The following is a 19,018-nucleotide window of genomic DNA, read 5'->3' on the forward strand; positions in this document are numbered from 1 at the left end:
ACGGTGCCGGTCGCGCACGCCCAGGCCCGTTGGGACGGCTGGCACGCCTGTCCTTCCGCCGGCGCGGGATGGTGTTGCTGGCTTGGCTGCTGGCACTAGGGCTGGCCATCGGCCTGTCGGCCGCGTTCGGAGGAGAGAAGGTCAACGGCACGACCCTGCCGGGGTCGGACTCGGAGCAAGCACAGACGCTGCTGACAGAGCGATTCCCGGCTCAGGCGGGCGATCGCATCGATTTGGTGGCCCGCGCCGACAACGTGGCCGGCAGCGAGGTCCAAGGCCGGGTCGAGGCACTCCTCGGGAAGTTGCGCGGCATGCCACATGTCGCGGACGTGGAGGATCCGTCCGCCACCGGTACTGCTCCCTCACCGGATGGCCGGACCCTGATCGCACGCGTCTATCTCGACGTCGCCAACCCCAACGACATGCCGGTCGAGGACACCGAGAGGTTGCTGGCTGCCAGCGACCATGCCGAGGGCGAAGGCCTGGAGATCGCCCTCACTGGCCAGGCGGTTCAGCGGGCAGAAGCGCCGCAGGGCGGCACCACCGAGATGCTGGGGCTGATGGCGGCCGCCGTGATCCTGCTGATCACGTTCGGATCACTGGTGGCGGCCGGCCTGCCCCTGGCCTTGGCGGTCGGCGGGCTGCTGGTGAGCTCCAGCCTGGTCGGCCTGATGGCGGCGGTGGTGGACGTGCCCGACTTCGCGCCGCTCATCGGGGCGATGCTCGGCATCGCCGTGGGCATCGACTATGCGCTGCTGATGGTCACCCGGTTCCGGGAGTGGCGGGCCGTGGGGCTCGATCCTGAACTGGCAACGGTGGCGACACTCGACACCGCCGGCCGGGCCGTCCTCGTCGCCGGTGGAACGGTGATCGTGAGCATGGGCGGGCTCTTCGCGATGGGACTGTCCATCATGGACGGCACCGCCGTCGTGACGATGGTGGCGCTACTGATCGTGATGCTCGCCGCTCTGACGCTGTTCCCCGCGCTGTTGGGCTATCTGGGCAGGTGGATCGACCGGTTGCGACTGCCACTCGGACGCCGCCGTGTCGCGCGGGTCTCGGCTGACGGCCACGTGGTCCCAGCAGCCGGCTGGGTGCGGTGGAGCCGACTGGTGCAGCGACACAGCGTGCTCGCCGCTGCCGGAGCCATCGCCGTACTGGTCTTGCTTGCCGTCCCCTTCCTCGGCGTCCGGTTCGCCATGCCCGACGCGGGCAACGACCCTGAAGACACCTCCAACCGGCAGGGCTACGACATGCTGGCCGAGGGCTTCGGTCCGGGCACCAGCGGTCCTCTGATGGTGGTCGCGGATCTCGGCCAGGCTCAGGGCGACACGGTCATCAAGCAGCTGCACGCGGGACTCGAGGCGGCAGCCGGTGTCGCCGCAGTGTCACCGCCACAGCTCAACTCGACCGGCGACACCGCGCTCATCACAGTCGTGCCCGCCACAGGACCACAGGACAGCGCCACCGTGGACCTGGTGCGCTCGGTCCGGGACAACGTGATCCCGGCCGCCGTCAAGGGCACCGATACGCACGCACATGTCGGCGGGAGGACCGCCACGACGATCGACCTCAACTCATCAGTCGTCGACCGGCTCCCGTACCTCATCGGCGGAGTCGTCCTCGTGTCCATGCTCCTTCTGCTCGTGGCATTCCGCAGTATCGTCATCGCCGCCACCGCGGCAGTGATGAACCTGCTGTCCGTGGCGGCGGCGTACGGCGTACTGGCGTTCTTCCTCGAGGGAGGCTGGGCCGGCCGGCTGATCGGCATCGACTCGGCGGCACCGCTGGCGGGGTACGTACCAGTGATCATGTTCGCCCTGTTGTTCGGGCTCTCGATGGACTACGAGGTCTTCCTGGTCAGCCGGATGAGCGAGACGTGGGTACGCACCCGCGACAACAGTCAGGCCATCCTCTCCGGGCTGGCCGGGACCGGCCGCGTGATCACCGCCGCCGCGTCCATCATGATCGTGGTCTTCGCGGCGATGATCGCGCTCGACGACGTGACCCTGAAGTCCTTCGGGGTGGGCATGGCGGCCGCGATTCTGGTGGACGCGACGATCGTCCGCATGTTGCTGGTCCCGGCGGTGATGCGGCTGCTCGGTCACCGCAACTGGTGGCTGCCCCGTCCGCTGGAGCGCTGGATGCCCCACCTGCACGTCGAAGGGCGGTCCGACGCGTACCTGTCTGCGCACGACTCCGAGACCCCGACCGCGACCCCCGCGCCGACGCCGGTCGGATCGTGACGCCACCAACTACGACGATCACGCCCTCTCCCTGGTCGAACGAGACGATCCGATCACGAGCGGTCATGTCGAGCACGACTCCGTCACCGGGGAGCGCCGCATCGCCGTAACTCTTCCCGGCCCCACGCAGGGTGATCCTCGGCTCGGCCAGAACCACGTCGACCAGTCCGCCGTCGAAGGCCGGCCGCCGTGCCGGAGCCGTCCGATGGACCGTCCGCCCCCAACCGGACAAGTCAGCCGTGTTGGGATCCTCGAGGGTCATGCTGCCGACGTTAGGGACCGAGCGCCGAGAGCGTGCTGAGTCTGGTACGCCGTCAGATGCTCGGCGACGACCTTGTTCCAGGTCATCACGGGATCCGTGTGCTGGTTGTGTTCCTGCATGCGCGACAAGACTGCGGTGTCGGTCAGCAGCGCGGCCGCAGCCTCCGCCATCCGAACGTCGCTGTCGACGAGATAACCCTCGACTCCGGACCGGACGAATTCGCCGACACCGCCGGATGCCATCGCCACAACGGGTAGACCAGCGCACCGTGCCTCCAGGGCCGCAACCCCGAAGGACTCCAACTCGGCCGGAGCGAGGTACACGTCCGCGGCGGCATAGAGCTGCTGGATCTCGTACCTGGTAAGGCGCCCGGGCAGATCGACCCATCCGGCCAGCCCACGCCTCCGGACCGCTGCCGCCACGGCGCCTGCCAGCGGTCCTGAGCCGATGATCGCCGCACGGACAGGGATCTCGGAAGGCAGGAGTCTTCGGATGTTCTCCAGGGTTCGAAGGAGAGCCATCGGGCGCTTGCGACGGGTGAGTCTCATCGTGCTCACGATGGTGAGGGGATGCTCTGCTCGTCGCGGCTGCCGCCACGGGCCCGGCTCGATGCCGTTGTGCAACACGCCGACCGATCGGCCGGGCAGCGATCGCCTGAGTACGCCGGCCACGGCCTCGCTGACCGCGGTCCACCGGACGTCGCCGACGTACCGGTCCACCCACGCCACCGGCCACGGCATCGATGCACTCGGCAACGAGTGCAGCGTGACGATCGCCGCTCGGGCGAGGCGCGCTGCCTGCCACGCCAACGGTGAGAGCAAGGACGTATGCGAGTGGACGACATCGAAGCTGCTCAGCTCGTCCCGAAGCCGTTCGATTGCCGATGGCAACAGCGCTCCAGCCAGCGCGGGAAGGCGCACGACGGGTACGCCGCCGGCCGCGGGCGGACCCTCGGCCGTCGTGAACACGGTGACGTGATGGCCGGCCGTGATGAGCTGTGCGGCGAGGTCGTGGACCTGGAGTTCGATTCCGCCGAGTCTCGGGAGGTAGCAGTCGCTGACCATGGCGATCCTCATCCGGCCAGTGCTTCCAGCTCGCTCCGGTCCTGGCGGCGTCGACGCTGGGCAGCGAGCCAGATCGCCAACGTGAGTCCACCGACAGGGATCTCCATGAGGTACGTGAAGCCGCGGAACAGGAGCAGGCCGGCGGCGACGCCGGCCGGGTCACCACCGAGAGCAACCAGAGCCGCGGTAGTGCCCACTTCGACAATCCCGGCCGCACCGGGGGTGATCGGAACGAGGGTCAGCAGTCGCTCGACGGCCAGCGCCGTGAAGAGCACTGGCAACCCCAGCGCTACGCCGAGCACCTGGAAACAGAGCCACAGCAGGGCCAACTGCAGGGCGAGGTAGGCGAGCATCCCGACGGTCATCGGACGCCAGCCTGATCGCACGATCCGGAGAATCGAGCGTCGCAAGGCAGGGATCCGTACGGCCAGGTCCGAGGCCCGAAAGACTCCGATCGGCTTGTCGAGGGCTGCGCCGACGATGGCTGCGGCTCGCTCGTCCGCCAGGATCCAGACACAAACAACGACTGCGGCCGGGACCGGGAGGAACAGCAGGGTCCCGGAGCCGAACGCGGACGCGCTGTGCAGGATCGGCATCAGCGCAAGGGCGAGCGCGATCACGCCGAGCTTGGAGACAAGGTTGAGCAGGGTGGTCACCGCGAGGAAGCCACCGAACGCCACCGAGCTGAAGCCCCAGCGGCGGACCATCGCGAAGTTCAGGGCCGTACCGGCCGCGCCGCCCAGCGGAAGGACGTTGGCCACCGCGCTGCCCGTCAGACTCAACGTCAGGCCGCGGCGTTTCGTCAGTCCTGGCAGGGATGCGGACAGGACGAACGAATGCGCCCACAGCCCAGCGATCCACACGATCGTGAGTGCTAGCAGGGATGGGACTGAGATTCGGCCGAGGACCGACCCGACGTCGGTCCAGGTCGAGCCCACTGCCCGGGGCAGGAACACCTCCAAGGTCGCGGTCAGCAGCCCACTGAGCACCGACGTCACCACCCGCCGCCACCTCGCGCCGTCCACCGTCACCCCGCCATCGGTCCGCTGCCGTCACTCATCCCGATCAAGGTTGGAACGCGTCCGCTGAGAAGGTGCTGAGAGCAACTGCGCCGGCTGCGGCGACCGTGCGATGCTCGAAGCATGGTGCAGTCAACAGGCGCCGCCCGGTACACGCTCGTGGCCTTTCACGCCCATCCCGACGACGAGGCGCTGCTGATGGGCGGCACGCTGGCCCGGCTCGCCGCGGAAGGACATCGCGTCGTCCTGGCGGTCGCCACCGACGGTGAGGCGGGTGCGGCCGCTTCGTCGTACCGGTCGGCTGGACGGCTGGCGTCGTACCGGCGGGACGAGCTGGGGCGATCGGCGGCGGCGCTCGGGTGTGCCCGAGTTGTGCGGTTCGGATTCACGGACTCGGGGTCGACGGGTCCGGTGGCCGACGGGGCGTTCAGCCGGCTCGAGATCGAGCAGGCCGCGGCGCCGCTGATCGAACTGCTGCGTGTGGAGCGGGCCGACGCACTCACGATCTACGATCCGGCCGGCGGCTATGGGCATCCCGATCACCAGCAGGTGCATGCCGTCGGCGTGTACGCAGCCAGACAGGCCGGTACGCCGCTCGTGCTGGAGGCAACGATCGATCGCCGGCTGATCCGCCGACTCGTACGACTGGTCGAGGCGATTCCCGGCGTACTGCCCGCAGTCCGCGCTGCCGACTACGACCACGCGTACTCGCCAACGTCGGCGATCACGCACTGCGTCGACGTGCGCGCGTATGCGGTGCAGAAACGTCGGTCGTTCCAGGCGCACGCCAGCCAGGCGAGCTCGGACGGCGGAGCCCGGACGCTCGGCCTGCTGCTCAAGCTGCCGCGGTGGCTGTTCCGGCGCATGCTCGGGCGGGAGTGGTACGTCGAACACGGCCGGACGCCAGGCGCTCCGCTGGACGACCTGTTCGCGACGCTCCGGTGACCACCTCTCAGGCGGCTCTCAGCGGCGCTGTGCCCACACTGGGATCCCGCTGACCGGCTGCCACCGATCCAGTCCGTGACCTGGGACGATGGGCAGTGTGGAGACCCCATCGCGAGTGGGCGCCATCCGGAGGGAAGGAGCCCGCGTGCTATCCGCACTGCGCAAGGCGAGCCTGCGACTCAGCCGTGCCAGTGTCCGCAGCAGGTCCACCGCGGCAGCTGTCATCGTCGTCGCCGTCGCGATGGCTCTGGGTGCCGCCGTACTCCTCCTGCTTCTCCAGCGCGCGCTGATCACGAGCGTGTCCGACGCGGCGGACGGGCGCGTCGCGGAGGTGGCCTCGCAAGTCGGCGAAGAAGGTGTTTCCACGCTGAGCGCTGACCTCGCGGAGTCGACCCGAGCCAGCCAGTTGATCCAGGTGCTGGATGCCTCCGGCCAGGTTGTCGCTGCGTCATCGGCCCGGGCGGACAACACCGCGTTGACTGGTCTACGCCCTGGACCAGGTGTGATCGAGCGGGCCGAGGTCGGCGAGATGCCGCTGATCGACGACGACCACGACTATCTGATCGTGGCCCGGGGCGCTGAGTACGGCGGACAGACATACACCGTGGTCGTCGCGTCGTCGGTGGAGACTCAGCGGGAGACAGTGACCACGGTGACCAAGTACCTCCTGGTGGGATTCCCGGTGCTGCTGGTCGTGGTCGGCGTCGCCGGATGGCTCCTGGTCGGTCAGGCACTCGGACCGGTCGAGCGGATCCGGGTACGGGTGCAGGGCATCGAGTCGAACGACCTGACGGAGCGAGTTCCGGTGCCTGAGACGCAGGACGAGATCGCCAGACTCGCAGTGACCATGAACGAGATGCTCGACCGCTTGCAGACCGGGCAGGCGACGCAGCGACGCTTCGTGTCCGATGCCAGTCACGAGCTCAGGTCACCACTGGCCACCTTGACCGCGGCCCTGGAAGTCGTCGAGGCGGACACGACCGGAAAGGCGTGGCAGGAGCTGCACCAGGTGATGGAAGCCGAGACGGAACGGATGCGGCGACTGGTCGAGGATCTCCTCCTGCTCGCCAAGGCGGACGACGCGGGCCTGCGGATGCAGCGGACCGACGTGGATCTCGACGACCTGGTCCAGGTCGAAGTCCAGCGGCTGCGCAAGGCCACCGTCGACCTCACGGTGACCAGCGACATTCATCCGGTCCGAATCCTCGGCGATCCGCTGCGTCTCAGCCAGCTCATCCGCAACCTGGTCGACAACGCGGCCAGGGCGGCCCACAGCACAGTGCGCCTCGCCACAGCCGAGGCGAACGGCCACGCGATCATCACCATCGAGGACGACGGCGACGGCATCCCCGAGAACGAACGCCTCCGGGTCTTCGAGCGCTTCGTCCGCCTCGACACCAGCCGTGCGCGCGCCAGCGGCGGCTCCGGCCTCGGCCTCTCGATCGTCCAGGAGATCACCAAGGCGCATCAAGGCGCCATCACCCTCACCTCCGCCACCACCGGCGGCACCACCGCCACTGTCACGCTCCCGACGCGGTGAGCCGCCCAATGAACCGCTCAGCGGATTCTCAGCGGCGGCGGATGACACTGGGACCATGCGGGTGCTGATTGTCGAGGACGAGGTCCGGCTGGCCGAGACGGTTCGCCGCGGTCTGAGCGATGCCGGGTTCGTGGTCGAAGTCGTCCACAACGGCGAGGACGCGGTGTGGGCCGCGACCGAGCAGAGCTACGACGTCATCGTGCTCGACATCATGCTGCCCAAGCTCAGCGGGTACAAAGTGCTCGAAGAGCTCCGCTCGCGCAGCGTCTGGACCCCAGTGCTGATGCTGACCGCCAAGGACGGCGAGTACGACCAGACCGACGCGTTCGACCTGGGCGCGGACGACTACCTGACCAAACCCTTCAGCTTCCTGATCCTGGTGGCCCGGCTCCGTGCGCTGATCCGCCGCGGTGGGCCGGAACGTCCGGTCGTCCTGACGGCAGGCGATCTGATCCTCGACCCAGCCAGGCGGAGGGTCGAGCGCGGCGGTCGTGAGATCAACATGACGCCACGGGAGTACGGCCTGCTGGAGTTCCTGATGCGGCACCGCGGAGACACGGTCAGCAAGACCGAGATCCTCGAGAACGTCTGGGATCCCGCGTTCGAAGGCGATCCGAACGTCGTCGAGGTCTACATCCGGTACCTGCGCCTCAAGCTCGACACGCCCTTCAGCCGGCACGCGATCGAAACCGTCCGCGGGATGGGCTACCGACTCGACCCCGAGGGCGGTTGAGACATCGGCAGAAGATAGTGATCGAGCACAAGGGCCGACGTCGGTTCGTCGCACAGGAGGTACACCGGGTTCGTGGCGAGTGCACGAGCGCGACGCCTGACCTCGCTGGCGTGCTCAGCGGATTCTCAGCGAACCTTGGTCACACTGAAGACCTGCTATCGACGCGCAAGGCGGTTGAATGACGTCAACGGACGGGACCACCGGGGCCCGGCGCCGGTACGGCGTGCCCGTCGCGAGCGCGGCCGTGGTCGTGGCCGGGACGCTCGGACTGATCGGCTTGGCCGACGCGGCGACCGAGGCAGACGGGTTGGCGGCCTTCGATCCCGAGCTGACGGCAGAAGCGGTGTCGCATCGGACTCCGGTCCTCACCGCGGTGGCACGCGGGCTGACCTTCGTCGGCAACGCACCGGTGCTCGTGACTCTGACGCTCGTCGCCGCGGTGATCTTGTGGCGCTGGACCCGGACATGGCGCACTCCTGTGGTGCTGCTGCTGGCAATGATTGGTTCGTCAGCCTTGTCGAGTGGCCTGAAACTCCTCATCGGACGCGCACGTCCGGATGTCACTCTCGTCCTGGGTCCCGTCTCGAACACGTTCGCGTTCCCGTCCGGTCACGCACTGAACTCGACAGTCTTCTTCCTCACGGTGGCCGCCTTGGTGATGGCCAGAATCAGATCACCCCGGAACCGGACCGCGATTCTCGCGGTCGCGGTCGTGATGAGCATCGGCATCGGGCTGAGCCGCGTCTACCTCGGCTACCACTGGGCTACCGACGTACTCGCCGGCTGGACGGTCGCGATCGTGTGGCTGGTGATCGTCTTGAACGTCGCCCGCTTCGTCCGGGACCGCCGTACCCGCTCCCATGACGTTGCTGCAGGCAATGGCCAGTAGGACCATGCTGAAGGATCGTGTATCAGGCGGCGGATGCGAGTACTCCGTAGATAGGGGATGTTCGCGATGTCGCTCGGGCGCTTGCGACACGTGCCGATCCAGCCGGGGAGCCAGGTCATGGGTATCCGCAAGAACGCCAAGTTCCTCACCGCGACCGAGCGAGAGAACTTCGTCAAGGCGTGCGTCCTGATGAAGGCCGACATCGTCAATCCGGCCGCAGTTCCGGCCGCCCAGTACAGCCGGTGGGACGAGTACGTCGCCATGCATCAGATGATCCAACGGGGCCGGGCGCCAGGTTCGGCGCTGACGGTCAACTTTGGGCACGGTGGCACCGGCTCCTACAGCTTCCTCAGCTGGCATCGCTACTTCCTGCACCGGTTCGAACTCCAGCTTCAAAGCTATGTGGCCGGAGTGATGTTGCCGTACTGGGACTGGACAGACCCCGCGCCGTTACTCGTCGATACGTTCCTCGGGCCGAACGGCTCGGCCGGGTCCCAGATCGTCAGCAGTGGCTATTTCGCCCCGGACAGGCCGGGAACCGCAGGCAATCCGACGCCCCTGCCGCCCTGGTACCCGGCCGGGCTCAACGGCTGGAACCTGCATCCCGATTTCGGGACCTCGGCCGGTGGACTCAAGCGCACCGTGGGCGGTTTCGGCGGCCTGCCGTCGGCCGCAGACCTTCGGACTGTGCTCGGCCAGACCGACTACCGCAACTTCCAGGTCATCCTTGAAACCGGCCGCAACGAGTTCGGGACCTCGGTTCCCTCCGGTAGCCAACTCCACAACGGCATGCACGGCTACATCGGCGGCCACATGGGCAAACCGGCGATCTCGCCGTTCGATCCGATGTTCTACCTCCACCACTGCAACATCGACCGGCTGTGGGCGATGTGGCAGTCCGACGGCCATGCGATCGACTATCCGTTGGTCGGCGCCAAGCCCGAACACGGCCCGGCCGACCCGATGTACCCATGGGTCGGCACCATCGCCGGTTACTCCTCGACCGTGTCGTTTCCGACGATCGTCATGCCGGACACCTCCGCGATCGGCACAGTCCGGAATCAGGACACGCTGAATTATCGCACCGCGTACGGCTATACCTATGACTCGCTGGCAGTGATCGGCATCGGCCTCGACCGCACCGGCAGCATGACCGCGCTGACTCCGGACCCGATGACGGGCAGCGGCACGGTCACCAAGTGGGAAGCGGCGAAACGCGGCGTATCGGCCTTCCTGCAGGACGCCGAGACGGTCCAGCAAAGTGGCGCGATCTACGTCACCGCGGGGATCAAGACGTTCCGCTCGCTGGTCTCGAACGACTTCAGCTCGGTCTTTCCCGGCACGCCGTACGGCCTGATCAAGCCGGGCACGTCCTACAGCAAGGCGACGTTCGACGGCGTGGTCGCCGGCATGACGCCGAGCGGAGGGACGCCGCTGGCCGACGCGCTTCAGGACGTGGAGGACACGCTCGTCGAGCCGCCGGACAGCTGGATCCCGGCGGACGAGCCTCGCTACCTGGCCATGCTGACCGACGGGATGCTGACCTCCGGATCGCCGATGACGTCCATCCCCGACGGCTCGTTCGCCAATACGGCAATCTTCGCGATGGGTTTCGGGACTGCGGCGGACGTCGACTACCCGACGCTGGCCGCCATGGTGGCGAAAGGCCGGACGCTGGGCTTCAGCCAGGTCTTCCACGGCGAGAACGCGGGCACGATCGACAAGTTCTACTCGAACGCTCTCGCCCGCGCAATCGGCTTCAGCACCGTCTTCGACCCGGTCATCGAGCTCTACGCAGGCGAGCACACCCACCTGGAATTCTGGGCGACGAGCGGCGAAGACGCGTTCCTGATCACCACCCAGGGCATGGACTTCAGCGACCCGAACTGGTCGTTCCATCTCCAGGCACCGGACGGCACCACCGTCTACGCCGATGGATCCGGCCACAGTGGGGGGGCGCAGCGACCGGACGGGACGGCCGGCCAACACAGCGGCCACGCGGGCCATGGCGGCGGCAGTTGCGGCTGCGGCCGAACACCCGACGTGACGGTCAACCGATCGAACGGCCGCCTGACTCTCGTCCTCCAACGCGACAGCGCGGACGCTTCCTGCTGGGTCGGGCAATGGCGGCTGATGGTGTCATATCGCGCTCGCGACGACACCGCAATGACGATGTTCCTGCCGGGCGACCTCATGATCCCCGTCAGCGCAGGACCAGTCCGCGGACCGCGTCATGCCCGGCTCCTCGACCAGAAACTCCGAATGAGCGCAGTACGAGGAGATCCCTCGCCGGCACGGCATCGCCTCGACGTCGGCGCGACCGGCACGAACAACGACAGCGCCGATGCCTGCGCGATCGTCGTCAACATCTACGCCCGGACCCGGCTGCAGGTGGAACTGGCACCCGAGCGCGAGCTCGTCGAGCGCACGGACGGGTTCAAGGTCTCGGTAGCCGCGAATGCGCTCGCGGGCGGCATCGTCGACACCTCGGTCTTCGGACGGCTCGTCGGTCCGGCGATCGACATCGCCGACACCGTCCGACGGATCGAGCCGACGGAGATTCCGCGCCGTGCGACGTACCGCGTTCCGGGCGACAAACGGTCTCGCCGTCGAATCGACACCGCAATCCTGCTGGGGCTTCTCGAGCGAGAGCGGCCAGAGCTGGCAGCGGTGATCGACGAGGAGGTCGCCGTCTCCGAACATGGCGACGGTCCGGCACACTTCCATGTCGACGAGAGACCTACCCCCGGCAGCTGGCACCTCGGCGTCTACCTCGAGGGTTCGTACTGCCCGGAGCACGACGCGATCAGCGGCCGGCATGAGCACAGAGAGGCCGGCCACGATCACGACCATGCTGATCCGGGCGACGACGCCGACCCGCATGCCGACTGCATGCTGGAGACGTTCACTCGGTTCCTGAACACGTCGATCGCGACAGTCGATCCACCGAAGTAGCAATGCCACTACAGGAATCCGGCCCATGGTTACCGACCGCTACCGTGGGACGAGATGAAGGGTGAGCGACCGGCACCCCTCCTGGTCTGCCCAGTAAATGGTTGGCTGGTGCGGTGGACCGGTTGGTACCGTGCCGTGGTCCGTGACATCACGCCTGGAGGTGAGACCCATGAAGGCTGTAACGCAGTGGGTGCTCCCCGTCTCGTGGTCACGGGCGGACGGCTGACATAGGTGTCGCCGGGAGCGCCTCGAGAACTTCGGCACTCCCGAAAGGAAACACCTATGAACTCTTTGCCTAACAGTGCGGGTATCGGTGCCCACGCGGTGACGATCTCGCGTGTCGCGGAGAATCAGTGGCACGCGATCGAGAACGACCTGGTGGTCGGCCGTGGTCACGCTTCGCGGCGGCTCGACGGCCGGACCTTCCTCAGCATCGACACCTGGCGCGGCGCCATCTTCGACCGGCTCGCCGCCGCGATGCTGGCCGGCCAGTCGACACCGCAATACACGGTGGTCGACGAGACCGACCGCGACCTCAGAGCCAGCTGGGAACGCGCCGGATTCACGCAGTGGCGCCGCGAGTCGGAGTTCGTCGTACCCGCGAGTCTTCCCACTGCGGCTGCGCCTGCTGGGGTAGTGATCGCGACCGCCGATGCAGTGGCGGAGGCTCCGTTGCGCGAGTTGGACCGGGCGATTCGCACCGAGGTCGAGTCCGCCGTCGGCTGGCAGACAATGCCCGCGGAGGTGCTGCCCTGGCAAGGCGGGACGAGACCGATCGACCCATCGAAGTACACAGTCGCGGTGCGCGACGATCGGTACGTCGGGCTGGTCCGGGTAGCGACGATGACCCGGCGCCCGCGCATCGGACTGGTCGCGGTGCTGGCGACCGAGCAACGGCACGGCATCGCCCGGGCGTTGCTGAGTCAAGTGCTGGGTGGGCTGCACCGCTCCGGTTTCGAAGCAGCCACGGCCGAGGTCGACGAGACCAACACAGCCGCGCTGGCACTGTTCGAGGGGCTCGGCGCGCGCCGTACGGGCGGCAGTCTGGAACTGATCCACCGGCCGGGAAAGGCCTGACGATGCCCAGAACAGCAGGCGGCATCGAAGTCGAGGGCACCGTCGTCGAGTGCCTGCGCAACGCCAACTTCCGGGTCGAACTCACCAACGGCCACCAGGTCCTCGCCCACATCAGCGGAAAGATCCGGAAGAACTACATCAAGATCCTCCCCGAAGACCGCGTCCTGGTGGAGCTCAGCCCGTACGACCTGACCCGAGGCCGAATCATCTTCCGCTACCGAACCTGACCTCACCGCCACCGGCCCAGGATCTGGTCGAGGTTCTGCGAACCTCCCGGGACCTGACGCCGGTGGCCCCGTGGGCTCTACCAAGGCGATGACAACGTTTGTGGCGAGTCGATGTCTGCCTAGAACGTGATCTCCGTGAACGCCCGTACCTGCTCGGTCAAGGCTCGTTCGACCGGGAGCCGCTCCATTGAGGACGCGCCATAGAAGCCGTGGACGCCGGTGGACTTGCGCAGTAGGTATTCTGCGTCACCAGGCTCGGCGACCGGGCCGCCATGTACGAGCACGATGACGTCGTCCCGGACTCCGCGAGCAGCCTCGGACCACTCGTTGCTCAGTTGCACACAGTCGTCGAGGCTGCGGGCGGTCTCGGCTCCGATCTGCCCGCCGGTCGTCAGGCCCATGTGGCACACGATGACATCGGCGCCGGCCGCGGTCATCGCGATCGCGTCCTCGGCGGAGAAGACGTACGGCGTCGTCAGCAGGTCTCGTTCGGCCGCGAGCCTGATCAGCTCGACCTCATGGCGGTAGCCCATTCCGGTCTCCTCGAGGTTGGCCCGGAAGCTGCCGTCGATCAGTCCAACGGTCGGGAAGTTCTGTACCCCGGAGTATCCGGCGGTCACGAGTTCCGCCAGGAACGCCGCCGGCTGGAGGAACGGATCGGTGGCGTTGACGCCGGCCAGCACCGGCGTGCGGTCGACGACCGTGACGATCTCGGCCGCCATCTCGAGCACGATGTCGTTCGCGTTGCCATAGGCCAGGAGGCCGGCCAGCGATCCGCGGCCGGCCATCCGGAACCGTCCGGAGTTGTAGACGATGATCAGGTCGATGCCCCCGGCCTCTTCGCACTTGGCGGACAGGCCGGTGCCTGCTCCGCCGCCGACGATCGGCTCGTGCCGCTCCACCTTGCTGCGCAGCCGCTGCAGGATGTCGTGGCGCTCGATTCGACCCATGCTCAATCTCCCTCGTGAACTCGTGGTCGCGGCCCGCTAGTGGCGGCGGCGGATATGGCTGAGTGCAGTCGCTGCACCATCGCGTCGGCGAACTCCACGGCGTTGATGTCGCAGCTCAGCTCGATCAGCTCGACCTGGCTGTCGCGCAACCCCGACCGGACGCTCTCGAACAACTCCTGATCGGCCTCCGGGTCGTCGAACGCGCCGTCCTTCACGGCGATCGCCGAGATGCCGTTCAACGGAATGAAGACCGTGGCCGGTCCGACCGACTGCCCAACCTTCGCGGCCAGTTGGGTCCCGAGTTCCCGGCACTCCTCGGGCGTCGTACGCATCAGGGTCGTCGTGGCGTTGTGGTGATAGGTCACGCGTCCGGCGAAGCGTTCGGGCACACTCTCCTGCGGCCCGAAGTTGACCATGTCCAATGCGCCGAGGGAGATCACCGCGGGAGTCCCGGTGCGGGCCGCGGCGCAGAGCCGGTCCGGGCCGGCGTCGAAGATCCCGCCGACGAGGTGATCGGCGAGCTCGGTCGTCGTGACATCGAGGACTCCGGCGAGTACGCCGTTCGACACCAGCGACTCCAGTGTCCGCCCGCCCGCTCCAGTCATGTGGAACACGAGCACCTCGTACCCCAGCGCTTCCAGCTGCTCCCGGGCCCGGGTGACGCACGGGGTCGTGACACCGAACATGCTCGCCGCAACCAACGGCTTCTCGTCACTCGAAGGCCTGACTGGCGGCGCGGTAACCATGCCGGCCATCGCCGCGGCCGCGTTACCGAGGACGCGGGTCGAGATACGGTTCAGCCCGGCGACGTCGACCACGCTCGGTGCCAGGATCAGATCCGTCTCGCCGACGTAGGGCGCGTTGTCGCCGGCAGCCGCCGTCGAAACGATCAACTTCGGCACCCCGAGCGGCAGTGGCCGGAAGGCCGCGGCGGCCAGCGACGTTCCACCGGTCCCGCCCAGCGCGAGCGCCCCCTGTAGCCTGCCCTCACCGTACAGCTGCTCGACAACCCTGGCCGCGCCGCGCGACATCGCCTGCACGGCGGCTCCGCGATCCCCCGCGGAGGCCAGTCGATCGAGATCCTCGCCGGCAACCCTGGCGACGTGGTAACGATCGATCTGCGGGACAAAGCCAGGCTCCCCCAGCACTCCGCAGTCGATCATGATCACCTCGACTCCGAGATCCCGGAGTCGTTCGGCGACGAAGAGATATTCGGAGCTCTTGGTGTCGAGCGTGCCGACGAGTGCGACGGTGGCCATGGTCTCCTCCCGAAGTTCTGTCCCATGATGGAGGACCGGAATGAAGCCAACGAGAGCCAATTCCTCGCGAATGGTTACTCCGCTGAACGTTCACCAGATGGTCCGCCTGATGGGCGACTGGGGACTAGGCGAGGGAGCGCTCCACACGCAGCTCGCCAGTCATCTCCGGATGCTCGTGGTTTCCGGCAAGCTCGCCGCCGGGGTCCGGCTGCCGTCCGAACGCTCCCTCGCCGAAGCACTCGACGTCAGCCGCAACACCGTCGGCGCGGCGTTCGACGAGTTGCGCGGTGACGGCATCCTGACCAGCCGGCGCGGGGACGGCACGTACGTCAGCTCGGCCCGCCAGTTCCTCGGTGTCCGTGGCGACGACCGGTTCGAGTCCTTCCTGGCAACGACGGCGGGCATCGCGTCGCGCATCGATCTCCGCAGCGCCGCGCTGCCCGGGCTTCGCCTGGTGGTGGACGCGGCGTCGGTCGTCGGACCCGAGCTCGCGCCACTCGTCGACTCACACGGCTACCTGCCCGAGGGCCTGCCCGCACTCCGTGACGAGGTCGCCCGCTACTACACCGCGGTCGGCCTGCCGACCACACCGGATCAGATCCTCATCACCTCAGGCGCCCAGCAGGCCATGCGGATGGCCGCGGTCTCGATGCTCGAGCCGGGCTCGGTCGCACTGGTGGAGGAGCCGTCCTTCCGCGGCGCGATCGAGGTACTGCGCGCAGCCGGCGCGCGACTCGAGCCGATCCGGCGAGGTCCGCACGGCATCGAGACAGCCGAGTTGGTGGCAGCGGTACGACGTACCAAGCCGAGACTCCTCGTGATGCAGTCCACTGTCCACAACCCGACCGGGTCGGTGATGAACCCCGGCCGGCGCCGCCAACTCGCCATCACCGCGGCATCACTCGGACTGATTGTCCTCGACGACACGACCTTGGCCGACGCCATGATCGACGGACCGCCGGCCACACCGATGGCCGCGTGGGGCTCGACCGTCATCACCGTCGGTTCGGTCAGCAAGTCCTTCTGGGGCGGCCTGCGCGTCGGATGGCTCCGGGCCGATCCGGCCACTGTCGCGTCACTCGCGCCGATCAAGGCAGGCGAAGATCTCGGCACCTCGTTGCTCGCGCAAGTGACCACAGCTCGGCTTCTCCCCCGCATCGGTGAGGCAAGGGCCGAGCGCCGCAGAGTCCTCGGTGCGGCTCGTGACCTCGTTCTCACCGTCCTCCAAGAGCTTCTACCGGACTGCGAACCGGTCGTTCCAGCCGGTGGGGCTTCCCTGTGGGTCCGGCTCCCGGCACCATGCGCGACCAGCCTGGTGCAACGCGCCGAGCGCCTCGGCGTCCAACTGCTGCCCGGCCCGACCTTCAGCTGCATCGACGCGTACGACGACTATCTGCGCATCGGCTTCGCGGCCGATCACGATCAACTGCTGGCCGGTGTGCACGCCCTGGCCGAGGCCTGGCGGATCGTCGGCGACCGTACCTGACCAGCTCGGGTGGCCCACCCACGAGTGCCGAATTGGCACTGTCCCCTTTGGTCTCCTGTATCCAGGATGGCACCAGACCGAAACGGACAGTCAACGACAGGAGAACATCGTGGGCCGTGGTGGACTGACCCCCGCCGGCAAGGTCGTCGTCGAGCCACAGGACTGGGGCCGGCTCGAATGGATGGTGTCCGGGGCCGTCGGAAACTCCGACACGATGACCGTCGGTCGCTGCACGATCGAGCCCGGACAGCAGAATCCCCCGCACTATCACCCGAACTGCGACGAGGTGCTGCACGTCATCAGTGGAACGATCGACCACCGGCTCGGCGACGACCAGCTGCCGATGTCTGCGGGCGACACCATCTCTATCCCGGCGGGGACGGTTCACAACGCGCGCAACGTCGGCTCCGAACCCGCGGTCCTGATGATCGCGTTCTCCACGCCTGACCGAGAAGTCATCGGCGAGTAGCCATGACCCAAGACACTTTGGTACGTCGCTCTGCCGAGCCACCGACGACACAGAGACGCCGGTTCGGAGTCAGCGGACAGGCCAGGCTGGAGCGCCGGTGGGGTCTGTTGCTCGCGGCGCCGGCGATCATCGGCTTCGTCGTCTTCACCCTGGTGCCGATGGCGGCCTCGGCAATCCTGAGCCTCACCGACTGGACGATCGGCTCAGCGCCCTCCTTCGTCGGCATCGAGAACTACACCAAGATGTTCACGAACGATCCGCTCTTTCTCAAGTCGCTCGGCGTCACGACGTACTACACGCTGGGAGCGGTGCCGCTCACGCTGATCGTCGCCTTCGCGATCGCGATGTTGCTCAACGCGAAGGTCCGCGGGCTCGGGGTCTATCGAACCGTCTACTACCTGCCGACCTTGGTGCCGAGCGTTGCGAACGCCGTGTTGTGGCTGTGGATCTTCAATCCCGATTTCGGCCTGCTCAACTCCACGCTGCGCCAGCTGGGGTTGCCCACGTCCAACTGGGTCTTCAGCGAGGAGGCCGTCGTACCGTCGCTGATCCTGATGAGCACGTGGGGCTTCGGGAACATCATGGTGATCTTCCTGGCCGGGTTGCAGGGGGTGCCCCGGCATCTCTACGAGGCCGTCGCGATCGACGGTGGCGGATCGTGGCGGCAGTTCCGGCACGTGACGCTGCCGATGATGACGCCGGTGCTGTTCTACAACCTCGTCACCAGCATCATCGGGACGTTCCAGGTCTTCAACCAGGCGTACATCATGACCCAGGGCGGTCCGAACAACGCCTCGACCTTCTACGTGTACTACCTCTACACGACGGCGTTCACGAAGAGCGAGATGGGCTACGCCAGCGCGCTGGCGTGGGCTCTGTTCGTGATCGTCATGGTGATCACCGTCGCGCTGTTCCGCTCCTCCAGCCGCTGGGTCTATTACGAGATGGGAGCTGCGCGATGACCGTCCTGACAGCAGTCTCCGCGAAGACCGGAGAGAAGCCCTCTGCGCCTGGAAATACCACTGCGCCGGACTATCAGCGTCGCCGCCGAATGCGCAGGGTCGTCCTCTACATCGTGCTCATCGCCGGCGTGATCCCGACCGTCCTGCCCTTCGTCTGGCTCGTCCGCAGCGCGCTGATGGACAACAACCAGATGTTCATCGCTCCGCCCGAGTGGATTCCGAAGCCCTTCGAGTGGTCCAACTTCAGCGGAGCGCTGACCGCACAGCCGTTCGCCCGGTACTTCGTGAACACGATGATCATCGAGATCTTCACCGTGGTCGGGACCCTGCTCACCTGTTCGATCGCCGCCTTCTCCTTCTCCCGGCTGCGGTGGCGCGGGCGCAACCTCGTGTTCGGCATTCTGCTCAGCGGGCTGATGCTGCCCCAGGCGGTCCTGCTGGTGCCGACCTTCCTGATGTGGGACACGGTCCAGGCGATCAACACGTACTACCCGTTGATCGTGCCGGCCTGGCTCGGGGGCGCCGGCGGCGGGATCTTCAACGTCTTCCTGCTCAGGCAGTTCTTCCTGACCATTCCGTACGAACTCGACGAAGCGGCGTACATCGACGGCGCCTCTCCCTGGCGGGTCTTCTGGCAGGTGATCGTCCCGCTGTCGAAGCCGGCATTGATGGTCGTCGGGATCTTCACCTTCATCCGGACCTGGAACGAGTTCCTCGATCCGCTGATCTACCTCAACGACAGCAGCAAGTTCACCCTCGCCCTCGGCCTCGCCTCCTTCCAGGGCGTCTACAACGCCCAGTGGGGCTACCTCATGGCGGCCGCAACCACGACCATCCTGCCGATCATCATCCTGTTCTTCTTCGCCCAGCGTTACCTCATCGAGGGCGTCACGCTGACCGGGGTCAAAGGCTGACCACACTCTTCCGCCGACTGC

16 protein-coding genes and 1 pseudogene are annotated in these 19,018 nt (G+C 67.2%); 12 read left to right on the forward strand and 5 right to left on the reverse strand.

The window, feature by feature from the left end:
• Nucleotides 1-68 precede the first annotated feature (68 nt).
• Entirely contained in the window at nt 69-2,246 is a 2,178-nt protein-coding gene (locus OG817_RS26015) for an MMPL family transporter (RefSeq protein ID WP_406057519.1), read from the forward strand.
• On the opposite strand, the pseudogene OG817_RS26020 reads toward OG817_RS26015, so the two are convergent.
• The 3 genes and pseudogenes from OG817_RS26020 to OG817_RS26030 all read right to left on the reverse strand — a co-directional run.
• Nucleotides 2,239-2,508, reverse strand: a pseudogene (locus OG817_RS26020) (FAD-binding protein); the annotation flags it as partial. The gene OG817_RS26015 and the pseudogene OG817_RS26020 sit on opposite strands and share 8 nt — an antisense overlap.
• Nucleotides 2,505-3,584 (reverse strand): glycosyltransferase family 4 protein, encoded by a 1,080-nt coding sequence (locus OG817_RS26025; RefSeq protein ID WP_406047243.1) that lies wholly within the window; start codon nt 3,582-3,584, stop codon nt 2,505-2,507. The pseudogene OG817_RS26020 and the gene OG817_RS26025, both read right to left, overlap by 4 nt.
• On the reverse strand, nt 3,581-4,573 hold the full coding sequence (locus tag OG817_RS26030) for a lysylphosphatidylglycerol synthase domain-containing protein (RefSeq protein ID WP_406047244.1): 993 nt from the start codon (nt 4,571-4,573) through the stop codon (nt 3,581-3,583). The genes OG817_RS26025 and OG817_RS26030 overlap by 4 nt, the downstream gene beginning before the upstream one ends.
• Before the next feature lie 141 nt (nt 4,574-4,714).
• Between OG817_RS26030 and OG817_RS26035 the strand changes: the two genes are divergently transcribed.
• From OG817_RS26035 to infA, 7 genes are all read left to right on the forward strand, one after another.
• Complete coding sequence (locus OG817_RS26035) at nt 4,715-5,536, forward strand: PIG-L deacetylase family protein (protein ID WP_406047245.1); 822 nt, start codon at nt 4,715-4,717, stop codon at nt 5,534-5,536.
• A gap of 145 nt (nt 5,537-5,681) precedes the next feature.
• Nucleotides 5,682-7,076, forward strand: a complete 1,395-nt coding sequence (locus OG817_RS26040; protein ID WP_406047246.1) for an ATP-binding protein — start codon at nt 5,682-5,684, stop codon at nt 7,074-7,076.
• Nucleotides 7,077-7,131: 55 nt separating this feature from the next.
• A complete protein-coding gene (locus OG817_RS26045; RefSeq protein WP_406047247.1) occupies nt 7,132-7,809 on the forward strand; it encodes a response regulator transcription factor in 678 nt (225 codons plus the stop codon).
• A gap of 178 nt (nt 7,810-7,987) precedes the next feature.
• Entirely contained in the window at nt 7,988-8,698 is a 711-nt protein-coding gene (locus OG817_RS26050) for a phosphatase PAP2 family protein (protein ID WP_406047248.1), read from the forward strand.
• A 117-nt stretch (nt 8,699-8,815) separates the two neighbouring features.
• The gene (locus OG817_RS26055) at nt 8,816-11,653 is read left to right on the forward strand and encodes a tyrosinase family protein (protein ID WP_406047249.1); all 2,838 of its coding nucleotides are present in this window, start codon (nt 8,816-8,818) and stop codon (nt 11,651-11,653) included.
• A gap of 282 nt (nt 11,654-11,935) precedes the next feature.
• Complete coding sequence (locus OG817_RS26060; RefSeq protein ID WP_406047250.1) at nt 11,936-12,730, forward strand: GNAT family N-acetyltransferase; 795 nt, start codon at nt 11,936-11,938, stop codon at nt 12,728-12,730.
• A gap of 2 nt (nt 12,731-12,732) precedes the next feature.
• Nucleotides 12,733-12,957 (forward strand): translation initiation factor IF-1, encoded by a 225-nt coding sequence (gene infA, locus OG817_RS26065; protein WP_328519767.1) that lies wholly within the window; start codon nt 12,733-12,735, stop codon nt 12,955-12,957.
• Between the two features lie 119 nt (nt 12,958-13,076).
• Here infA and OG817_RS26070 read toward each other — a convergent pair whose 3' ends face one another.
• Together OG817_RS26070 and OG817_RS26075 are read right to left on the reverse strand one after the other, a co-directional pair.
• Nucleotides 13,077-13,907, reverse strand: coding sequence for a phosphoenolpyruvate hydrolase family protein (locus tag OG817_RS26070; protein ID WP_406047251.1), 831 nt, complete (start codon nt 13,905-13,907; stop codon nt 13,077-13,079).
• 2 nt (nt 13,908-13,909) lie between these two features.
• Nucleotides 13,910-15,166, reverse strand: coding sequence for a Tm-1-like ATP-binding domain-containing protein (locus OG817_RS26075; RefSeq protein WP_406047252.1), 1,257 nt, complete (start codon nt 15,164-15,166; stop codon nt 13,910-13,912).
• Nucleotides 15,167-15,263: 97 nt separating this feature from the next.
• On the opposite strand from OG817_RS26075, the gene OG817_RS26080 reads away from it, so the two are divergent.
• From OG817_RS26080 to OG817_RS26095, 4 genes are all read left to right on the forward strand, one after another.
• Nucleotides 15,264-16,652: a PLP-dependent aminotransferase family protein gene (locus tag OG817_RS26080; protein WP_396395354.1), complete on the forward strand. Its 1,389-nt coding sequence runs from the start codon at nt 15,264-15,266 to the stop codon at nt 16,650-16,652.
• Nucleotides 16,653-16,761: 109 nt separating this feature from the next.
• The gene (locus OG817_RS26085; RefSeq protein WP_406047253.1) at nt 16,762-17,121 is read left to right on the forward strand and encodes a cupin domain-containing protein; all 360 of its coding nucleotides are present in this window, start codon (nt 16,762-16,764) and stop codon (nt 17,119-17,121) included.
• Between the two features lie 2 nt (nt 17,122-17,123).
• Nucleotides 17,124-18,083 (forward strand): carbohydrate ABC transporter permease, encoded by a 960-nt coding sequence (locus tag OG817_RS26090; RefSeq protein ID WP_406047254.1) that lies wholly within the window; start codon nt 17,124-17,126, stop codon nt 18,081-18,083.
• On the forward strand, nt 18,080-18,997 hold the full coding sequence (locus OG817_RS26095; RefSeq protein ID WP_406047255.1) for a carbohydrate ABC transporter permease: 918 nt from the start codon (nt 18,080-18,082) through the stop codon (nt 18,995-18,997). The genes OG817_RS26090 and OG817_RS26095 overlap by 4 nt, the downstream gene beginning before the upstream one ends.
• Nucleotides 18,998-19,018 lie beyond the last annotated feature (21 nt).

This window comes from Kribbella sp. NBC_00889 (assembly GCF_045207705.1).
Taxonomy (GTDB): domain Bacteria; phylum Actinomycetota; class Actinomycetes; order Propionibacteriales; family Kribbellaceae; genus Kribbella.